The organism is Paenibacillus sanfengchensis (assembly GCF_036864765.1).
Classification (GTDB): Bacteria; Bacillota; Bacilli; order Paenibacillales; family Paenibacillaceae; genus Fontibacillus; species Fontibacillus sanfengchensis.
The window spans coordinates 136,012-156,066 of the sequence record NZ_JBAGJC010000008.1; the positions used below are offsets into that span (position 1 = coordinate 136,012).

General features: G+C 54.8%; 15 protein-coding genes and 1 tRNA gene. 9 read left to right on the forward strand and 7 right to left on the reverse strand.

Annotated features, from left to right (window positions below; all coding sequences use genetic code 11):
• Window positions 1-6: 6 nt before the first annotated feature.
• On the reverse strand, window positions 7-1,470 hold the full coding sequence (gene iolA / locus V4U84_RS17990) for a methylmalonate-semialdehyde dehydrogenase (protein ID WP_334074366.1): 1,464 nt from the start codon (window positions 1,468-1,470) through the stop codon (window positions 7-9).
• A gap of 309 nt (window positions 1,471-1,779) precedes the next feature.
• On the opposite strand from iolA, the gene V4U84_RS17995 reads away from it, so the two are divergent.
• Window positions 1,780-2,541: a DeoR/GlpR family DNA-binding transcription regulator gene (locus V4U84_RS17995; protein ID WP_334074202.1), complete on the forward strand. Its 762-nt coding sequence runs from the start codon at window positions 1,780-1,782 to the stop codon at window positions 2,539-2,541.
• Window positions 2,542-2,571: 30 nt separating this feature from the next.
• Window positions 2,572-2,961 (forward strand): tautomerase family protein, encoded by a 390-nt coding sequence (locus V4U84_RS18000; RefSeq protein ID WP_334074203.1) that lies wholly within the window; start codon window positions 2,572-2,574, stop codon window positions 2,959-2,961.
• Window positions 2,962-3,016: 55 nt separating this feature from the next.
• On the opposite strand, the gene V4U84_RS18005 is transcribed toward V4U84_RS18000, so the two are convergent.
• Complete coding sequence (locus V4U84_RS18005) at window positions 3,017-3,922, reverse strand: AraC family transcriptional regulator (RefSeq protein WP_334074204.1); 906 nt, start codon at window positions 3,920-3,922, stop codon at window positions 3,017-3,019.
• Between the two features lie 416 nt (window positions 3,923-4,338).
• Between V4U84_RS18005 and V4U84_RS18010 the strand changes: the two genes are divergently transcribed.
• The gene (locus V4U84_RS18010) at window positions 4,339-5,724 is read left to right on the forward strand and encodes an SEC-C metal-binding domain-containing protein (RefSeq protein WP_334074205.1); all 1,386 of its coding nucleotides are present in this window, start codon (window positions 4,339-4,341) and stop codon (window positions 5,722-5,724) included.
• A gap of 314 nt (window positions 5,725-6,038) precedes the next feature.
• Window positions 6,039-7,271: a hypothetical protein gene (locus tag V4U84_RS18015; RefSeq protein ID WP_334077636.1), complete on the forward strand. Its 1,233-nt coding sequence runs from the start codon at window positions 6,039-6,041 to the stop codon at window positions 7,269-7,271.
• A 43-nt stretch (window positions 7,272-7,314) separates the two neighbouring features.
• On the opposite strand, the gene V4U84_RS18020 is transcribed toward V4U84_RS18015, so the two are convergent.
• The 5 genes from V4U84_RS18020 to V4U84_RS26970 all read right to left on the reverse strand — a co-directional run bounded on the left by V4U84_RS18020 (window position 7,315) and on the right by V4U84_RS26970 (window position 12,870).
• Window positions 7,315-8,139 (reverse strand): WYL domain-containing protein, encoded by an 825-nt coding sequence (locus tag V4U84_RS18020; protein WP_334077637.1) that lies wholly within the window; start codon window positions 8,137-8,139, stop codon window positions 7,315-7,317.
• Entirely contained in the window at window positions 8,126-9,436 is a 1,311-nt protein-coding gene (locus V4U84_RS18025) for a helix-turn-helix transcriptional regulator (RefSeq protein WP_334074208.1), read from the reverse strand. The genes V4U84_RS18020 and V4U84_RS18025 overlap by 14 nt, the downstream gene beginning before the upstream one ends.
• Before the next feature lie 47 nt (window positions 9,437-9,483).
• Entirely contained in the window at window positions 9,484-11,301 is a 1,818-nt protein-coding gene (locus V4U84_RS18030; RefSeq protein WP_334074209.1) for a vWA domain-containing protein, read from the reverse strand.
• A 6-nt stretch (window positions 11,302-11,307) separates the two neighbouring features.
• Window positions 11,308-12,369, reverse strand: a complete 1,062-nt coding sequence (locus V4U84_RS18035; protein WP_334077638.1) for a MoxR family ATPase — start codon at window positions 12,367-12,369, stop codon at window positions 11,308-11,310.
• A gap of 84 nt (window positions 12,370-12,453) precedes the next feature.
• A complete protein-coding gene (locus V4U84_RS26970) occupies window positions 12,454-12,870 on the reverse strand; it encodes a hypothetical protein (protein WP_416367266.1) in 417 nt (138 codons plus the stop codon).
• Between the two features lie 283 nt (window positions 12,871-13,153).
• Here V4U84_RS26970 and V4U84_RS18045 point away from each other — a divergent pair.
• The 5 genes from V4U84_RS18045 to V4U84_RS18065 all read left to right on the forward strand — a co-directional run bounded on the left by V4U84_RS18045 (window position 13,154) and on the right by V4U84_RS18065 (window position 19,852).
• Window positions 13,154-13,237: transfer RNA gene (locus V4U84_RS18045), tRNA-Lys, on the forward strand.
• A 389-nt stretch (window positions 13,238-13,626) separates the two neighbouring features.
• Window positions 13,627-15,132: a TROVE domain-containing protein gene (locus V4U84_RS18050; RefSeq protein WP_334074211.1), complete on the forward strand. Its 1,506-nt coding sequence runs from the start codon at window positions 13,627-13,629 to the stop codon at window positions 15,130-15,132.
• 6 nt (window positions 15,133-15,138) lie between these two features.
• On the forward strand, window positions 15,139-15,936 hold the full coding sequence (locus tag V4U84_RS18055) for a nucleotidyltransferase domain-containing protein (protein WP_334074212.1): 798 nt from the start codon (window positions 15,139-15,141) through the stop codon (window positions 15,934-15,936).
• Window positions 15,937-15,982: 46 nt separating this feature from the next.
• Window positions 15,983-17,251, forward strand: coding sequence for a class I SAM-dependent methyltransferase (locus V4U84_RS18060; protein WP_334074213.1), 1,269 nt, complete (start codon window positions 15,983-15,985; stop codon window positions 17,249-17,251).
• 3 nt (window positions 17,252-17,254) lie between these two features.
• Window positions 17,255-19,852 (forward strand): metallophosphoesterase, encoded by a 2,598-nt coding sequence (locus tag V4U84_RS18065; RefSeq protein WP_334074214.1) that lies wholly within the window; start codon window positions 17,255-17,257, stop codon window positions 19,850-19,852.
• The last annotated feature ends 203 nt before the right edge of the window (window positions 19,853-20,055 follow it).

Below are 20,055 nucleotides of genomic sequence, written 5' to 3' on the forward strand. Positions count from 1 at the left end.
CCTTTTTTATTCGAATGAAGGCTTAGGATACCGTGCGGTGACCACTTTCTTCCGCGTATAGAAGTCCACGCTGTCCTTTCCGTTGGCATGAAGCGTTCCGTAGAAGGAAGACTTCCAGCCGGAGAAGGGGAAGAAGGCCATCGGTGCCGGAACGCCGAGGTTGATGCCGAGCATCCCGGCGTCGATATTTTCCCGGAAGTACCGGATGGCCGAGGCGTTGTTCGTGAACAGGCAGGCCCCGTTGGCAAATTCCGAGCGGTTGGCGGTTTCGACCGCTTCCTTCAGGTTCTTCACGCGGATAATCGACAGCACCGGCGCGAAGATTTCGTCCTTCCAAATGGTCATGTCGGTGGTCACATGATCAAAAATCGTCGGGCCGACAAAATAACCGTCATCCGTCACATGCTCCCGTCCGTCGCAAACCAGCGCGGCCCCTTCGGCGATCCCTTTTTCGATATATTGTTGGGTCCGCTTCAGGTTGTCCTCGCGGATTACCGGTCCCAGGAAAACCCCGTCCTCCAAGCCGTTTCCGATCTTGATGTTTTGCGCCCGCTCTTTGAGCTGCCGGATGAATTCATCGGCAATGCCTTCTTCCACCGTAACGACGGCACAGGCCATGCACCGCTCGCCGGCCGAACCGAAGGCCGCTGAAATGATATTGGTAAGCGTTTCGTCGAGGTTGGCGTCGTTCAGCACGATGGTGTGGTTTTTGGCCCCGGTGAGCGCCTGAACCCGTTTCAGATGCTCGCTGCCTTTTTTGTACACATATTCGCCGACCGGCTTGGACCCGACAAACGAAATCGCCTTGATCTCCGGGTGCTCCAGGATGCCGTTCACGACATCATGCGCGCCATAGACCACATTAAAGACGCCTTTCGGCAGCCCGGCTTCCGTCAACAGCTCGGCCAAGCGTTCCGTCAGCAGCGGCGTCCGCTCCGACGGCTTCAGGATAAAGGTGTTGCCCAAAGCGATCGCCATCGGGAACATCCAGCAAGGCACCATCATCGGGAAGTTGAAAGGCGCGATGCCGCCGACAACGCCTACCGGATAACGGTAATTGACCGCTTCCACATCGGTTGCGATGGAGGCCAGCGAATCACCCATCATTAATGAAGGGGCGCCTGCCGCGAATTCAACGTTTTCGATCCCGCGCTGCACTTCGCCCAGGGCCTCGGTGAGGTTTTTGCCGTTCTCCAGAGTAATGAGGCGGGCCAATTCGTCTTTGTGCTCCGTGAGCAGTTGTTGATAATTAAACAGGATTCTGGCCCGCCGGGGAACAGGAACGTTCTTCCAGTTTTCAAAAGCCTGTGCGGCTACGCCCGCAGCCTCCTCAATGTCCTCTTTCGTGGAAATGGGAACGTAGGCGATAATTTCTTTGGTCGCCGGATTAACAACGCTTTCATATCGGTCGGTGCGGCTCTCTCTCCATGCTCCGTTTACATAGTTGCGAAGCCTTCTGATTTCCGTCATCATGTCCATCCTCTCTATGATTTGTAAAAAGACGCCCTCTTCGGACCAGCCTGTGAAGGCGCTTTCTCGAAGTGCCGGGAACTGTTGCTTCAGCGGGCCCATAAGTAAGGTGCAGGTTAATAGCTTTAAAAAGATTGTTCAGTCATACTCACCTTTTGGGTATCTTTTGAGTAAATATTATTATTTTAATGATTAAGTGTCAACATAAAATTATTAAGTCATTGTCAACTTAGGTAATTGTTGATTACATTTTGGTTATGTGTTATCTTTTTTTTATGAGTTTACTAGAACAAGGAACGGAGCATAACCATGAGAGAGAGACGTTTGCAGGAATTGGAGGACTACATTCATTCGCTGGGAACGACATCGCTGGATGAGCTGTGTGAGCATTTTCAAGTTTCCAAAAACACCATTCGCCGGGACATTCAAGTTCTGCTGGAGAAAGGAACCATTCAAAAAGTATACGGAGGCGTCACCTCGCTTTCTCAGGGATTGATCCCCTTTGAAAATCGGGATACGACCAATAAATCGGTGAAACGGGCGATTGCCAAGCGGGCGGCGGAGTTCGTGGAGGGACATGAGCTGATTTTCATTGATTCGGGCACGACGACCCGGAATTTGGTCGAATATTTGCCGCGCCTGCCCAAGCTGACAATCCTGACCACCAGCTTGGATGTCATTAACGCCGCGTCCCATTTGGACAATATATCCCTCCTGGTTTTGGGCAATATGTACAAGCGGGACACGAAGTCATTCGTCGGGAGCGACGGGTTGCCTTTGTTGGAGAAATACAACATTAACAAGGCCTTCATGGCCGCCACCGGCGTCTCCATCGCCAGCGGTCTGACCAACTCCGACGTGTTGGAATACGAGATCAAGAAGCGGGTGGCCGAGAAGGCAAACCAGCTTTTCCTGCTTGCGGACGCGTCCAAATTCGGCCGTTCCACCCTGCTGACCTACTCGCCGCTGGACAAGGTGGATGCGGTCATTACCTCGCGGGGAATGCCGGAGGAATATGCGGCCTATTGTGAAGAACATGGCGTTGCCGTCCATATTGCCGAAGAAGAGTAAAGCACAGACATGTTGAAGGAGGGCGAATATATGCCGCTATTACGTTTTGATGTGATTAAAGGAAGAGATGAAGCGAGTCTGCGCAAACTTTTGGATACGGCGCATGAAGCGATGGTGGAGGCGTTTGGCGTTCCGGTCCGCGACCGTTACCAAATCGTTCATCAACATGAGCCTTACGAGCTTGTGATTGAGGATACGGGGCTCGGATTTACACGCAGCCGGGACGTGGTGTTGATCAGCATTGTCAGCAAGACCCGGACCGTGGAGCAGAAAGAGAAGCTGTACGCGCTGTTGGCACAGAGGCTTGAGGCGGAATGCGGGCTTTCTCCGCAGGACCTCATGATTTCGATCACCGAGAACGGAGAGGCCGACTGGAGCTTCGGGCTGGGAGAAGCCCAGTTTTTGACCGGCAAATTGTAGACGGGTTCATGAAAAGCAAGCCCCCTCGACGAAAAAGTTGAGGGGGCTTTTGGCGCTACAACTGGATTTTTACCACCGGCGTACATAAAAAAGTCAGCTGCAATTCGGGGGGAACGCTGTGGTTTTGGTACCACTCGTAATTGGGCCTGGAAGGGTCCGCCCGCCACCCGCTGTCCGGCAGCCATTCCTGCACCCAGCGGTCCCAGGTCGGGCCGATTTCTTCCGAGGAGCCAAAGTGAACGGTTACGGCATAAAGGCCTTCGGGAATCGTGTACTCCTCCAACCCATAGGTGTTCTCGAAGTCAGGGCTTACGACCATGGCGGCGTAAGAGATTTTGTCTTGTACCGGGATGTCGTCGGCATGATCCGGGAACACGGACATCATTTCCCGGGCTTGCGGATATAGATCATGCTCTCCAAGAGTGTGGTGGAATTGCTCCCAAACCCGGGGCAATCCCCAGTAATCCCCGACATTTCTCAGGCCGACGGTCCGTTTTGAGGCAAAAGCGACAATTTTTGTCTGCATAACATTCTCTCCTTCAGGATTGAGGTAGAACCAATAGGCTGGCCGATGCTCGCTGTAGTGCAGACCCACGGAGGAGTGGAGAGCGCCATTCCAAAACGGAAGCCTTCTCGCTTCGCTGGGCGTTAAGCCATAGATTCGCTTGAATGCCTTGGTGAACGCCTCCGGCGTCTCGTAGCCCGAGTCGAACGCGATCGTTGTCACATCGGCCGAGGAGTGGCGGAGGAAGTGCATCGCCCTTTCCATCCGTAGCCTTTTCAGGCATGCATGCACATTCTCCCCGGTCAGCTCGCGAAACTTCCGGTGAAAATGATAGGGCGAGGCATGGACCTCATGCGATATTTGGCGAAAATTCAGCGGCTCATCCAGCGCACTCATGATCCGGAGGATGGCTTCCTCCACTCTCCGGTGCCAGTCGATCTTTGTATTGGTTCTCATAACACCTCTCATGATAATCCTACGGGGAGAGTTTGACCTGTCCGCGGTTGCGAATAGTGCAGTAGCTCGTTGTTTCAAATTACCTGGAAAACCTCCCGTTAATTTGGTGGCTATGCGGCTGCAGAGGCGAATTACCTGGAAAACCTCCCGCTAATCCGCTTGAAATGGCGTTTTTCTGAGGCCGAGGCGCGAATTAGATGGAGCTTTTCCAGTTAATCGGACTCAAGGGTCAAGAGCGGCAATTTTAACGGGAGGTTTTCCCGTTAAATTCTACGTGTCGGCAAAGCTCTCCTTCCTCTGATAGGTATGACATTGAAACTTCGTTTTTCAACGCGCAAATAGTAGAATAGAATAAGTTGGAACTGTAACACATAGTCAAACAGGAGCAAATAATTTTAACGAGAGGATGTAATATAGTGCCGGCCCCGAGTGCGCAAATTTCTCCCAATCTGATTTCATTATTAACGGATCGACCTTTGTCGGAGATCCCCGTCAGTCCGTCTGCTTCTCATCTTCCTGGAGCCCTAGCCAAGCTCATCAATAGAAACCGGAAGAAGTTTGAAGCTTATTCCGAGCCCAACAAGCAAACGCTGATTTGCGGTCACTGCGGCAGACAAGGCCAGTATGATCTTGGACAGATCTTGTTTGATATAGAACAACAGGGGCGGGATGTCGAGGAATCTATAACGACCGACTCAGCAGCACACGATGGAGATATGTTCAAATATTTTCAAGCAACGGGTTACTTTCGCTGCAAGCATTGTAATGGTGCGGGGAACTGGACTGTGAAAGACCCGCTTTTTCTTATGGTTTATCTGCTGAGGATGAAGGCCGACCCCATGGAAGAGCAGCCGAATTTCAGGAGAGGAAAAACGGTCCTTCACGACGGAACCTCTTTTCAATGGGTGACCGATGCGGAAGAGCATCTGCTCGACTTGCTCGCGGACCCGGACCGTAAGCAGGACGGATACCTGTGGAACCGCTTAGGCAACCTGTATATACAAGGGAAAAGACCGGAGCTGGCGGCCGCGGCCTTCGAAAAATCCCTTCAGGCCGATCCGGCTCAAGCCGAATCCCACTTCAGTCTGGGACTCCTGTTGGATCAAATTCGTGAAAACGAGAAAGCGGCCTACCACTATAAGAAGCATTTGATCTGCGCCAAATATGATCGAAGAATGGATATCCTCGATTTAAGGCAGATGATGGCTGCGGCACTGCGGGGCCTGACAGGTATCCATCTGCGAACCGCTGGCGGCATTGAAATCATGCCGACTAAGGAGGATATCGCGGTTTTGGATCCGTATGGAGAGACCGCAGCCGGTTTCGGTTTGGCGGAAGACCAGGGCGGGATTTTGCCCGAGCATTTGGAAATGGATTTCGATCTTATTCCGGATCAGTTGGAATCCTTTTATCCGGTCGCTGAAATGTACTTGGGGGACAGGAGGGAAGAGATACCGGAAAAGCATCGGACTTTTGACGTGATGATCACCAAAACACGAAAAGAGGCTGAGGCCCAGCCGGAGAGCAGGCCAGCGGCAAGCCCGGCCAAATCCGGCAGAACGGTCATCGTAACCGTTAAATCGGAAGAACAGGCCGCTAAAATCTCCCGAATTTGCGAAAAATACGATTTGGAGTGTATCATAGGGATCGAATTTTTCGAGGATTTAAGCGATTTACGAAAAGCGCTGACCGAAAAGCTGTCTCCGTCCAATATATATGAGCCTTGTCCCTGCAACAGCGGCAAGAAGTTCAAATTCTGCTGCGCAGCCAAGCTGAAAAGGTTTGATTTGGACGAGTTTTGAAGAAAGTAGCCAGGGACAAACGGCTTTTTGATCAGATTAACGGGAATTGTTCCCGTTAATCTGGTGCCTATGCGGCTGAAGAGGTGAATTACCTGGAAAACCTCCCGTTAATTCGCCGGAAACCATGTATAGCGGTGTTTGGGCCGCAAAATAGATGTAGCTTTTCCAGTTAAATCGGAACCAAGGGCCAAGAGTGGAAAATTAACGGGGGATTTTCCCGTTAAAACTGGTTAATAAAACTGGTTAAGTGTGAAAATGTTGCAGATTTTAGTTGAAACGTAAGGGGTTTATTAAGAAAAATTAGGAGGGCTCCCATGCCGGAACATCCGCAGCTCAAGGAATTTAAGGATCAGATTAAGGCGACGATTCGCCGCCATTCGGACCGGGGCTTCCTGCCTTACGGAGGCAGTAATCGGGTTGGTGCGGAAATGGTGGCGATCCTGGAACAAGCCGAAGCTATGGACGACTCCGTCCTGGCTTTTGATATCGAGATCATGCTGGTTAAGGAAGGAATCAAACTTCTTTCCCACGCCGATGATTCATCAGGGTCCCTGGGAGAAGCGATCAATTTCAGCATTCAAGCGCTGGCCGCCCTGTGCGAGACGGCGGATGAAGCGAACCGGAAACACTTTTTTGAAACCCTCCTCAAGACCGCCAAACTTCCGGGAATGAGGGATTGGGCCGATTTTGGCTTTCGTCTGTTAAAAGCCGCGGTCGTGTTGGTTCGCGATGAAAAGCAGGCGCAAAAAGTCTACGAGGTGTGCGGAAGTTTCGGGACAATGTTTAGCGGCTCCAAATATCCGGATGAGCATTTAATTACTTATCAAATTGTGGAGCGGCTTGAGGGACCGGAGGCGTCAGACCGGTACCTGATGGAGAATCTGGAAGTGTCCGAGGTCAGGGAACTGGCCGTCAACAAGGCATTGGAAAGAAAAGACTATGCGTTGGCCGAGCAACTTTGCGTTCAGGCGATGTCCCAGAGAAAAGAATGGGGTGACCGTAACCTCAAATGGGCGCAATATCTGGAGTCCATCTATACGGAAACCAACGATTCACAGAAGCTGGAGGAGATTGTTCATTACATCCTGCTCCGCGGTAGAACGTCATATTATTCGAAGCTTAAGCTGCTTTATGAAGCGAAGGGAACTTGGGAACAAAAGAGGGAGCCGCTGCTGCAAGAGCTTTCCACAAATCTCATGTCCCATGATTACGCCTCCTTGCTGAATCAAGCCGGGGAGTTTGCAAAACTACTGGAGCTGCTCCATAAGGACAAGTATCTAATTAGGGAATACGGGAAGCGGGTAGCCAAGGAATTTCCGGAAGAGACCTATCTCCTGTATGAGGAGTTTATTTTGAATCAAGCGAAGGAGGCAACGGAGCGAAGAAAGTACAGAGAAACCTGCAAGCTTCTCAAAGATTACTTCGAGGCGGGTGCCCGGGAGGCGAGTTTGCGGTTGTTGGACCGGTTGAGTGAGATGTATCCGCGTCGCCCGGCCATGCAGGACGAACTGGACAAGCTCAAGAAGAAGCTGGAGAAGCGAAAATAGCGGAGATCCGCACAGCACAAGGATCTCCGCGCCCGCTCTATTTTTACGAAGACAACTCCACCTCTTCAGCATCATCCCCATACCGCTCCAGCGCCTTGGTCGACGCCTCCAGCATCCTCCGCTTCAAATAGTCGCCCTCCAGAATCCGCACCCGTTTGCCGAGAAAACGGATTTTGGACAGGAGATACTCCACCTCGTCCCCCAGAACGCAAACGCGGAGGCGGTAGGTGCCTTGCTCTTCATCGTATTCGACGGTTTTCTCGAAGCAGGAAAAAGCGTACAGAATGCGCGACAACTCTTTGTGGTACTCCCGGACCACCTCCAGGACGGTTTCCGTCTTTCGCGAGTCCAGCGTCCGGGCAATTTCCTCGTAGGCCCGGTCGGCGGCGGCCGGGTCCAGCGGTTCGGGGGCGATGGAGATCAATTTGCTCAGCCGGGTGCTCATCAACGACCGATGGCGCAGATCGTACCAGAGCAGATACCACTCCCTTTTGACCATGGAATATTCCAGCTTGTAAGCAAGCCCCGAACGATCGGGCTGCACTCGGCCGCGCTTCACCTGGAACGAGATCCGGATGCCGCCCCGCTCAATGATATGTTTGCGCAAGGCGCGCAGCAGCGGGTGATATACCTGTTTCTCCGCGCTTTTCGCCTTTTCGGTCAGATAATCCGAAGTGGTCAGCTCCTCTACGCTTTGCAGCAAATCCTGCAGCTTTTGCCGGGTTTCCGGGGTAAAGGCCGCCTCGGCCGCCGGATGCTTCAGCATCTTTTTCAGCCAGGCCCGTTCGTGCGCGGTGACCATAAACGTGCCGGAATCATCCAGACGGGAAATGACCTGGTAGTTAAAAATTTTCTCAAACGGATTCATAATAGGCCTGAATCTCCTTCCACTCGGCAATCATTTCGCGGCGAAAATAAAGCGGTTCGAGCACCTCGCAGCTGGAGCCGAAACTCCGCAGCCACGGCTTGATTTCGGTCGTGCCGTTGACCTTGATTTCGTAGATGAAGCTCTCCTCTTCCTCGGCGACGATTTGCCCCCATTGACCTTGCAGCAGGACGCGCTCCCTGACAAAATTCGGTTCGAAATGACCGGGATTGAAAAAGCGGGCCCGCACCGTCACCGGCCGTCCGGTATCGAGCAGCCAGCTGTACCTCATCTTCTCCTCCAGAGCGGCCGCTTTCTCCGCAAATACCTGCTCGGCCACCGCGTCCTCCTCCTCGAGCTGGGTCATTCCTTCCATCCGGTATTTCCGGATGCCTTCTCTGCCGGAGGCGAGCAAATACCAGCGCCCGTATTGGTGGTCGTAAACGACCTTCAAGGGGAGGGTTTTCTCCAATTTCCCTTGCGATTCCCTTTCGAACAAGGGGTTCGTATTTTGCGCGGCGTAGCTTTTGTCGGCTTTGGGCGAAAAATACAAAAACCGCACCCGCCGCCGATGCCGGATCGCGTCCAGCAGCGTGAACAAATGCGCCTCATCCAGAATCCGCGAATAATAGTGGTATTTATACAAAAAATGCTCCAGCGCCTGCGGCTCGGCCCGGTTTCGCAGCAGATGCTTCTTTAGACCGTCGCGGAGAAGATATCCCTGGACGGAGGGGATCTGCGTATTGGCCATCACATCCACGAAATCGTACAGGTCGTAAAGCTCCTCCTCCGTCAATTCCCGCACCAGGTCGTTGTCCAACCGGTAGCGGTAAGGGCGGGAGGCGGACTCCTTGCGGATGACACCGACCTCTTCCAAGTATTTCAGATCCGACCGGACCGTTTTCTCGTCGGGGAGCGGGATGTCGGAGGGGAGGCTGCCGCAGCAGTAGTCCATCAGCTCCATCGCTGTCAGCGCCTGGTCGTTCAGCGCGGCCAGAAGGAGCGAGAAGCGCACCGATTCCGATCCCTTCAGCGACTTGGCGCGGAACAGAAAGAGCAGCATCGGGTCCGCCGACTCGTAGTAATTAAAGCGGATCGCCTCCGCGAATTCCTTGCTTTGCTCCTGCGGCAGCTGCTGATACATCGTGCCGACGATATCCTTCAGCCGGCGCAGCGTCTTGTCGAACGTATGGACGGAGATGCCGAGACGTTCGGCGAACTGCTGCCTGCTGTAAGCCCCGCTGGTCAGCACGAGCATCCGCAGAAACTGGATTTCCTTATCGAAGCTTTCTTTTGCCACCTCAACCACCTGTTTCCTGATTATGTATAATCCTATTTTAACAGGCGTCAGTCCATTCGGAAAACTTTCCCCTTGGGTACGAAGGGAAGATGGTTTCCTTTCGGAATCAGGAAAGCGTGCTCGCGGCGGATGCTCACCCGATCGCAGTAGCCGTCCGTGATGATCAACAACGGGCCGCTTTTCGGAAAATCCCCGGCATGCTCGAGCAGATCGATGGCCGGCTGCAGGGTCGTTCCGCCCCTGCCTTTTACGGAGACGCGGTCCGCAATCACTTCCGGCGCGAGGTACCCTTGATCGTAGACGGCCGCGTCGCAAAACACGACCCGAACGAGCGGCACGTCCCGCGCCATGCTGTAGCTGGCGATCGCCCCCAGGGCCTTGCCCAGCAGCTTGGTGTCCATGGAACCGGAGGTATCCAGAACCACGCCGAAGGTGCGGCCGTCCTCGGCTCCCGCATCCGGCACCCAGCGGGGGCGGGGAATATCCGGGGTGGAGGATTGCCGGCGGCTGATTCTGGCGTAAGTCCGGACTTTTTCCAGCGGGGAAAAGTAGCTGTCAAACCACTTGGCAAGCTCCACATCCCACAGGATCGGGGGCTGGGACAAGGCCCGGATCTCCTCGATCAGACCCGCCGGCAGGAAGCCCCGGTTTTGGTCGAAATGATAGTCGAGCCCTTGACCGAGACAGCTGCGATAAAAATCATCCAGCGTCAGCCCGTCTTTTCGGTCCCACCAATAGGGGACTTTCGGCTCCAGAATATCGCCCGTTCCGACGCCGCGAAAAGTCGCGACTTTCCGGTACAGCCGCATGTCCGTGACGATCCGGTCGTAAACGGATTCCGCCGACAGTCCTTTAAGCTCGGGGTCATGCAGGCCTCCCACCCGGGGAAAGGCGCCCAACCCCATTTCCATAAGCCACCCGTTGATGACATAGTCGCAGGCGACATTCCACAGGTAGGGGTCGCGCCCCTCCGCGCGGGCATGGTGCCGTAGTCCGACGTGCAGAAATTCATGGGCGAGCACGAAGCGGCATTCCTGCTCATCCAGCCCGGCTACGGGGTTGACGTAAATTTCCTTGGCCTCGGCATCGACGGCGGCCACCGAAATCGACAGGCGGGTGCAGAGCAGAGGATCCTCAATGATTCGAAAATCGGCCGCCATCGCGCCCATCAGCGGGTAACTGCTGACAAACCAGTTGCGGGCTTTCATAACGGGCGTCAAAATATCGCGGTTTGCGCCGAGGTAGGCTTCATACCCCGCCGACACATTGACCGCGCTCGTCACGGCCATGGCGAGCCCTTTGCCCAACAAATCCTGCCAGTTGACGTTCTTGTTACCCCAGTAAGAGCGGTCGGAAGCCTTCGAGTTGAGGAGCATGTCCTGGTGTCCCGGCCCCGCTGTACCCAGGTTGTGGAAGGCAGGGGGGAGCCCCCTATCCATAAATTTCCGGTAAAGCTCTTCCTCGCTTCCTGCTCCGATCTCTACACGCCCGTCCATTCCCTCCGGAGGCTGCCCCAGCCGCATATCGTAAAGAAACTTGGCGATAAAAGCGTCGCAGGCCGTGTTCCACATGTCCTGCCGTTCCATGACCTTGAAATGCCCGAAGCCTAAATGCAGAAGGGCATGGGCCAGAATGTAAATCCATTCTTCGGACAGGGCCCTGCGTTTCGGATGAACATGAATATATCCGCTGTTTGTCGTGACCGCCCAACCGTTATCCGGGCAGAGATTGCCCTCCATGCGCACAAAATGAGCGTGCGACGCGAGCGGGGCAAACATCGGGTGGCGGGAGACAAACCGCAGCCCCTCCTCATAAGCCCGTGTGGCCGGGTCCATTTCTCCGGACTTTTGTTTTTGTTTTCCCATAATCGATCATGCTTCCTTCTTCTGTACAAGTCTAGGCAAGTCCCGAACGATCTCCACCAGGAACCAATCCGGCAGACTCTCGCCGGCTTCGTCCCTGGCCACGGCCAGTTGGGCGATTTCGAGACTGATCGCGCTTAAATTCTTGAGCAGGGCCTTGGCGCGGTGGGCTAGCTTCTTATGATGTTCGGCGAGCGCGTCCTTAGATTCCGGCAGCTCCTTGATCAGGTGAGCCCGGAAAGACTGGGCCATAAAGTAAAGCACATCCCGGTCCTCCGGCAGGTGGGGCCAGTTCGCTCCGCCTTCGATAATTTCATGCAGCTTGTATTTATGATGGCTCTGCTTATAAAAAGCCTTGAACTGTCCGGCATGATGCGGGGATAGACAGCCTGTCGCGAGAATCTCTAGGACCTGCGGCTGCAGCCGATCCCCGTATTCCTTCAGCGCATCGCTTAACATGTGCCACGACCTTGGCGTGGAGAACGGTTCCTCGTGCTTCGGCGGCTGAACCCACAGATGATCCGGGCGCGTCTCGATATACTGGATGACCAGGGGATGGAGGTCGTTCTCGTAAGCCCACTCCAGCCATTCGCGGTGGGAAACCTTAAGCTGCACATGAAACATGCGGTTCATGAGCGCGGACGACATCGGCTTCACAATCGCGCTGTCCTGGGCCCGGTTCCCCGCTCCAATCACGACGGAGCCTTCCGGCAGACGGTATTCGCCGACGCGTTTTTCCAGAATCAAGCTGTAAAAGGCTTTCTGAACCTCATGCGTACATGCGTTCAGTTCGTCCAGAAACAGGCAGTAAGGTTCGTTTCGGGCAATCATGCTCGGCGGGCAAAACCGGCTCACCCCGTCGACGATTTGCGGTACTCCGATGAGATCTTCCGGTGCCAGCTGGCTGCCGAGCAGCGAGACGCAAGGCAAGCCGACCAGATCGGCGAACCGCTGAACCAGCGAGGATTTTCCCACGCCGGGCGGCCCCCAGATAAACACCGGGCGGACGACAGCTACGTTTAATAGCAGCTCCATTAATTGCTTGGATGTTACAGAGGATGAAATATTCATGCTTTATAATGATTTCCTTCCATAAAAATTAACGTTATGAACATGATACCATAGGGCCCGGGAGGCGCAGGCCCGAAAAGTTGGCTATACCCGTTTTGTCCCGGTGAAACAAAAAAACGGTACAGCCAGGGGATCCCCGGCCATACCGTCTGGAATTCGTTCGGACTGGAAGGCAAGTATCGCTTTAGTATGTTTTAGCGTGCCCCAAATATTGGCGCCGGAAGGGGTACCGGCCCCCGCGAGGTCGCTTCCTTCGCTCAGCTTCAGAAAGCTGCCGAGGTTCGGAGAGCCGTTGCTGTTGCGGGTGAGCGTTGGGGTCAGGCTGACGAAGTCGGCTTCGCTCGCGGCGAGCCCTTTGGCGTTGACGCTCTTGTTGTTTTTCCACCAAACGTTGGTGCCGGATACGTCGCTGCCGCTGGTTTGACGAAGACTGGATCGATTGACAAAAGATGCGGCCCAATAACGGGAATATCTCCCGTTAATTTGGTGCCTACCCGGCAACTGAGCTGAATTAGCCGGAAAACCTCCAGTTATTTCAGCCGAGGAAGGGAGAAGCGGCCGGCAAGGCCCTGATTAGAGGGAGTTTTTCCAGCTAAGTCCTTTCAAAGGGCCCACACCGGAAAATTAGCAGGAAGTATTCCCTTTAAATAAAAGGAACCATACCTTTCATCCGTTCAGCTTCCCCAACCCAACCCGGAAATTTTCCCCTCGTAATACTTTCGCCATGTTCGCGAAGCGAAAAATCGGCGAAGATAGGTTCACAAGGTCATCGCCGCAAGGGGACGGCCGAGTGAGATCTTCGAGGCGCCTGGACGGGATCCTTCGCCTTTTAAGCGACTGGCCGTTGGTTCGAATCCAACTTCCGCCTAACGGCGGAATAGCTCAGAGGTAGAGCAGTTTATGTGACCTGTCCGCCTTTTTCCTCGAAGATGAGTTGCATCAAATGCAGGAACGCGCGCGAGGCGCCTGAGAGGGTTACTTCGACTAATTAGGGATTAGTAATGATCGTGCCGGAGGGCACAGCAGCCTTCTCAACAAGCTTTCTTCCTCGCGCACCCGTTCCCAGCACATCTAAATAATACCGGTGAGGCGCCGGGGCGGGTTACTTCGCCATCCAAGCGCACTTATGGAATTACCGGGCTTTACGGCAGGTTCGACTCCTGCACCGAACCCGCCCCTCTTTTTCCTCACCGGTGTTATCTAAATATTCTGTTGGGCGTCATTGCACTCACATACGGATATAGGAGGTTATTTAAAATGAGTTTCGCCCAAAAATTGTTCGGTCCGTTCAGACCGACCACTCGCAACAAAGATCATTATCCCGCTTATACGCGGTCTGCGGAGGAACAGTACCTGCAGACTTTGCTGACCAATACGATGAGCAATACGTTTTATGCCGATCAAAAAGAACTCCTGAGCGATGCCGAGCAGCTCCACCATGAAATGGCGGCGGCCAACCCGACGTTTATGGCAAAAGCGCTCGTGTTCGCCCGCAATACCGGTCTGATGCGCCTGCAGCCGATCTTCGGCCTGGCGGTGCTCTCGGCTTACCGGCCGGATTTGTTTGCCAAGGTGTTCCCGCAGGTCGTGCGGATTCCTTCCGACCTGTTCGACTTCCTGACCATTCTGAAGGGTCAGGGCCGGGGGGAGGGCGGCCGTGCGGTCAAGCGCCAGGTGAACCACTTCCTGGCCGGCGTCAGCGAATACTGGGCTGTCAAATACAACGGCCGCGGCCGCGGCTACAGCCTGGGCGACGTGATCGCCACGGCCCATCCGAAGCCGGCGGACTTGAAGCAGCAGGCGCTGTTCCGGTACCTGCGCGGCTGGGAGGCCGACCTTGAGCTGCTGCCGCAGGTGGCGGCGCTGGAACGGCTGAAGCGCGCCGCGAGCGAAAGCGAGCAGATCGAGTGGATCGGATGCGGCAAGCTTCCGTACGAGACGGTCACCGGCGCAATTCAGCCGACCAAGGCCGTGTGGGAGGCCTTGCTGTACCAGATGCCGACCTTTGCGCTGCTCCGCCACCTGAACGCCCTGCAGCGGGCGGGCGTCCTGGACGATAAGCGGAACGTGGATTACGTTATCGCGCGGTTCAACGATGAAGAGGCGCTGCGCAAGGCGCGCATCCTGCCGTTCCGGTTCGCTACCGCCTTTCGTCAGGTCGAGCATCCCGATCTGCGCGACGCGCTGCGGGACGCGGTGGACCTGACCTTCGGCAATCTGCCGGATTTGGGCGGGAACACGGCGATTTTCCTGGACATCTCCGGCTCGATGGAGGGACAATATCTGGAGACCGGTTCGGTATTTGCCTTGGCCCTGTTCAAGAAGACGCGGGGAAACTCGCTGTTCTGGTTGTTCAACCACGAGGTCCACGACGCGCGACCTTCGAAGCGCGACAGCATCCTCGGCCAAGCGCAGCATATTCGCGCCGGCGGCGGGACCGATACCGGTGCGCCCGTGCGCAAGCTGCTTCTGGAGCGCAAGCGGGTGGATCAGATCATCATCATTACGGATGAGCATCAAAACACCGGCAGCCCGTTCTACCGGGAACTGGCCCAGTACCGCGCCAACATCAACCCGGAAGTCAAGGCGTTCATCGTGGACATCGCTCCTTACCGGTACGCGATGGTGCCGGAAATGGACCGCAACACCTTTTACATTTACGGTTGGAGCGACACGGTCCTGTCCTACATTGCCCAGACGCTGCAAGGCTACGCGTCCATGACGAAGCAGGTGGATGCCATGGACCTCGACAAGAAGGAGTGATCCCCTATGACCCAGGAATCGTCCGAATTCCGCCCCGTCATCCTGAACGAGCTTCGGCGCATTGAAGAGCAGGAAGGGGTTAGTATTCTATACGCTTGCGAATCGGGAAGCCGCGCTTGGGGCTTCCCTTCGCGGGACAGCGACTATGACGTCCGGTTTCTCTATATCCGGCCTCAGGATTGGTATTTGTCCATCTTCGAAGGCCGCGATGTCATCGAGCGGCCGATCAGCGATCAGTTGGACATCAACGGTTGGGATTTGAAGAAGGCCTTGCGGCTATTCCGCAAATCGAACCCGCCCTTATTGGAATGGCTGCATTCTCCGATACAATATTTGGAGAAGTATTCCATGGCGGAGCAGATCCGCCGCATATCCCCGCTGACGTTTTCGCCGAAATCATGCATATACCACTACCTCAACATGGCGAAGGGGAATTTCCGGGGATATCTGCAAGGGGAACGGGTGAAGATCAAGAAGTATTTCTATGTGCTGCGGCCGGTGCTCGCCTGCGGCTGGATCGAGAAGTACAATACGATGCCTCCGGTGGAGTTCGACAAGCTGGTGGAGGACCTGATCCCGCCGGAAAGCGCACTGATGGACACAGTTCAACGCCTGCTGGACCGCAAAAAGGCCGGGGAAGAGCTTGATCTGGAGCCCAAGTTGACCGCCATCCACGAATATTTGGAGGAGCGCTTGGATTACTTCGAGGAGGCGGCCGCCAAATTCAAGACGGAACCGTCGCAGCTCGAAGACGAGCGGTTGGACGCCCTCTTTCGCTCCGCCTTGCGCGAGGTATGGGCGTAGAGGCGGGCAATCGCGTACATATTTTCACATTGGAAGAAGGTTCATTATGGCTATCGTACAGGTTACATCCACGAATCCGAAGTTTTCATTTTTGATCAAAAAGAATCCGCATTCCGGCATGCAGCTGCGCTCGATCCGCAAAGGGACGGCCTACGGCTGGTATACCGACGAACAGACCTTTAACGTCTATTTTAAAGACGCCGACAACGACATCTCGTATAAGCAGCATGAGGGGGAGACCTTCGAGTACCTGAATGTGTCGAGATACAATACGCCGCTGTTTCCGCTGAACGCGATCGGCGAGTTCTTTTCCGCCCCGTTAAAAACGCGGAACGAGCAGGATGCGGAGGGCTATGAGCATACTTTTTTTATCAACATGATCCACATCGAACGTGTGCAGTACATCGCGTTTTTTGAGAAGCACCTGAAGGACTTCACTTTCGAAATCACGCATCAGGCGTACAAAAGCTATTCTTTGACCGTTAAGACGCAAAAAAGCCTGTACCAGCTCCTTCACGCGGTAAGCGTGCTGTGTTTGTTCCTGTCGATGTTCGGCAATGAGTACGTCGATATCTCGGACAGCATTTTGGACAAATATATCAAGAGTCTGAACGTGATTGACGCGCCGTTTTACATCCGGAGCCTGTTCGTGCGGAACTTTCTGGCTTCCCGGGACCGGTTCAAAAAATACAAGGCGGAGCTCGAGAAGACGGACCGCTACAGCATTCGCTTTGCTTTTGGCGGCACGGCGCTGCAGCGGCGGAACTACATCGGAAGCGCGCTCGCTTTTGACAAGTCGATTCTCGACGTGGGCTGCGGAGAAGGATTCTACGCGATTCCTTTTGCCGGGAAGATCGAAGGCAGCTATTACGCGGTCGATATCAACGAGGAGCTGTTGGAGCAAGTCCAGCGGAAGGCCGCGCGAAAAGAGCTGGACAATATCATCACGTTCGCCTCGATCGATCTTTTTCTGGAGAGCTACAACGGGGAACGGGTCGATGTGATTTTGACCGAGGTCATCGAGCATATGAGCCGGGAGGAAGCGGAGCGACTGATCCGGCAAATCTGCGGACAGGTGGATTTCGACCGGTTGATCATCACGACGCCGAATGCCGACTTTAACCGCTATTATGAGCTGGAAGGCTTCCGGCATGACGATCACAAATGGGAGCTGGGCGGAGCTTCGTTCCAGGCCTGGATCGGCGATCTGTTGAAGCGCTTCGCGAATCTACAGTATGAATTTGTAGCCATCGGCGACGAGGTCGACGGGATCACAACGACCCAAGGGGTTATTTTGAAGAGAGAGGGGGCCTGATCCATGGAGTTCCGGAGTAAAGTTCATACGGTTTTTATGCTGATCGGCTCTACCGAATGCGGCAAAACCACGTTCGCCAAGGAAGTGTTGATTCCTGGGCTGCGTTTCGAAGATCGGGACAAAGGGATCAAGAGCAACGTGCAATACCTGTCCTCAGACCAGATTCGCCAGGAGGTGCTCGGCCATGATTACGACAAGTACGATCAAGTGATGCTGGAGGCCAGTGAGCAGGCGTTTCATCTTCTGTTCGAGCGTTTGAAAATGGCGACTTCTTTTCCGGTCAACGCGGAGTTCGTGGTGGTCGATACCACCGGGTTGTCCGAGGATTTCCGGGCCAAAGTGAAGGATATCGCCTATCAGAACAATTATAATCTGGAAGCGATCGTGTTCGATTACCGGAAGCGGGACGATTACTATGCCTCGGAGCGCTCGAAGAAGCTCATTACCAACCATATCAACCGGCTGAGAAAAGAGGTCTTGGGCTCGCTGGCCCGGGAAGGCTATGCCAAAATCCATAAGGTGCGGGCCAAAGATTTCTTCCTGCCTGAGGAAGGGAGAGCGAATCCGGAATACCGCATCGTCATTGAGAATTTGGATGCTTATCTGGCCGGAGTTCTCCCGCAGGATCAGCAGTATGTTATCATCGGCGACGTCCATGAATGTGTAGGCGATTTGCAGGGGCTGCTGCGCGACCACGGCTTCCGGTTGGAGGACGGCAAGCTGTCGGCGCCCGAGCGATTGCGGCAGACGAAGATGGTCCTGGTGGGGGACTGGATCGACAAAGGCCGGCAAACGAAGGAGATCATCGAATTCCTTTACGAGAATCGGGAGTACTTCTACTTCGTGCTCGGCAACCATGAGAACTTTGTGGGTAAATATTTGAACGGGGAAATTCAGGGTGCCGATCATGAGCTGGTTCGCTCGTATTTCGACTCGATTGAGGTATTGCGCGGCGATGCGGAACTTCTGGCAAAATTCCGGCATCTGGTGTCGCTGTCGAAGCCGTTTTACCGGTATGTCGGGGTCCAAGGTCCTTCGTTTTATGTCACCCATGCGCCGTGCCGGAAAAAATATATCGGGAAGCTGGACACGAACTCGGCGCGGCACCAGCGGAATTTCCGGATCGATCGGGAGGCTTCGTTCGAGGAGCAACTGGCCTTTCTGGAGGAGGAAGCGGTGTCCAATCACCCTTACCACGTGTTTGGACATATCGCGGCGAAGCAGCCGTTCCGCATCCGCAACAAACTCCATATCGATACCGGCAGTGTGCACGGGAATCTGCTGACTTCGGTCAGCATCTCGTACAAACCGTTCCTGAAGTCCCGCAAATCGGCCCAGGCGGTCATCGGGGAAGGGGAAGAGCTGAAGACGCTGTTCAAGCGGGAGCGGAAGGTGTCGGTGGCGGACCTGGAAGAGGACGAAATCCGCCGGCTCCACTACTGCTCGCGGCATAAGATCAATTTTATCTCCGGGACGATGTCGCCGGCCGATAAGGACGAAGCGGCCGGCGAGCTGGAGTCCCTGGAGCGCGGGCTGGCTTATTTCAGGGACCGCGGTGTAGAGCGGATCGTGCTGCAGCCCAAATATATGGGGTCGAGATGCAATGTATATCTGCATAAAGAGCCGGAGAAGTGCTTTGCCGTCAGCCGAAACGGGTACAAAATCAATCAGGTGGACTTGTCGGAGATCTTCGGCAAGCTGTTGCGGAAGTTCGGCGGCTATATGGAGGAGCAGAAGATCGCCATGCTGCTTTTGGACGGGGAGCTCCTTCCGTGGAAGGCGCTGGGCGAAGGTCTGATCGAGCGGCAGTTTAAGCCGATCGGGACCGCGCTGGAATCCGAGCTTGCGTTCCTGCGGCAAAACGGCTTCGAGCAGGCGTTCGGGAAGCTGCTTGAGGACTATGAGGCGAGCGGCTTTGAGCAGGACCAGTTCCGGGCTTCGAAGTCCGTTCTGAGCGACAAGTACGGTCCAAGCGTGTACCAGAATTACAAGCATGTTCATGAGCTCCGCGATACCTATGTCCCGCTGGAAGAACACGTCCAAGCTTACGAGACCTACAAGCGTCAGCTGGAATGGTATGCTGCGGACGGCGAAGGCGAGCTGGAGTACAAACCGTTTGCCCTGCTCAAAATCGTCTATGATGACGGACGGGAGCAATTGCCGGATTGGACGACGTCCGACATGTACGGCTTCCTGTCGGAGGACGAAGCGCTGGCGCTGGATTTGTCGGCGCCGGACAGCTTGGAGCGAGCGGAGCGGTACTTCGTCGAGCTGACGCTGGAGAAGCACATGGAGGGCGTCGTCATCAAGCCGGAGGTGTGGACCGGCGCCACCGTGCCTTACATGAAAGTGCGGAACCCCGAGTACTTGTCCATCATCTACGGGTACGACTACAAGTTCCCGCATAAATACCGCAAGCTGCTGAAACAAAAGAACATCAGCCAAAAGCTTCGCACTTCGCTGAACGAATATCGGCTCGGGATGAGTTTGCTGGGCGTTCCATTCGCCGACATTGCCCCCGGGCACACGGCGTATCAGGAAATCGCCGCCAACCTGCTGTTTGAAGTGGCGCAGGAGAAGGCCATCGATCCGCGGCTGTAATGACGATGCACAAGAGCCTGAACCGCCGGGAGGGGGTTCAGGCTCTTTTTGGCGCATCCGCGCCGCTCTGGATTATTAACGGGAAAACCTCCCGTTAATTTTCCGCTCGTGGGCCTTGGAATCGAAATAGATGGAAAAGCTCCATCTATTTCGCGGCCCAACCGTTGGTATACCCTGGTTTCGGATGAATTAACGGGAGGTTT

Bases quoted from the DNA above. Each gene is read 5' to 3' on its own strand.
- iolA (WP_334074366.1), bottom strand. From the start codon at position 1,470: ATGACGGAAATCAGAAGGCTTCGCAACTATGTAAACGGAGCATGGAGA.
- V4U84_RS18005 (WP_334074204.1), bottom strand. From the start codon at position 3,922: ATGAGAACCAATACAAAGATCGACTGGCACCGGAGAGTGGAGGAAGCC.
- V4U84_RS18000 (WP_334074203.1), top strand. From the start codon at position 2,572: ATGCCGCTATTACGTTTTGATGTGATTAAAGGAAGAGATGAAGCGAGT.
- V4U84_RS18060 (WP_334074213.1), top strand. From the start codon at position 15,983: ATGGCTATCGTACAGGTTACATCCACGAATCCGAAGTTTTCATTTTTG.
- V4U84_RS18035 (WP_334077638.1), bottom strand. From the start codon at position 12,369: ATGAATATTTCATCCTCTGTAACATCCAAGCAATTAATGGAGCTGCTA.
- V4U84_RS18055 (WP_334074212.1), top strand. From the start codon at position 15,139: ATGACCCAGGAATCGTCCGAATTCCGCCCCGTCATCCTGAACGAGCTT.
- V4U84_RS18050 (WP_334074211.1), top strand. From the start codon at position 13,627: ATGAGTTTCGCCCAAAAATTGTTCGGTCCGTTCAGACCGACCACTCGC.
- V4U84_RS18015 (WP_334077636.1), top strand. From the start codon at position 6,039: ATGCCGGAACATCCGCAGCTCAAGGAATTTAAGGATCAGATTAAGGCG.
- V4U84_RS18065 (WP_334074214.1), top strand. From the start codon at position 17,255: ATGGAGTTCCGGAGTAAAGTTCATACGGTTTTTATGCTGATCGGCTCT.
- V4U84_RS17995 (WP_334074202.1), top strand. From the start codon at position 1,780: ATGAGAGAGAGACGTTTGCAGGAATTGGAGGACTACATTCATTCGCTG.
- V4U84_RS18030 (WP_334074209.1), bottom strand. From the start codon at position 11,301: ATGGGAAAACAAAAACAAAAGTCCGGAGAAATGGACCCGGCCACACGG.
- V4U84_RS18020 (WP_334077637.1), bottom strand. From the start codon at position 8,139: ATGAATCCGTTTGAGAAAATTTTTAACTACCAGGTCATTTCCCGTCTG.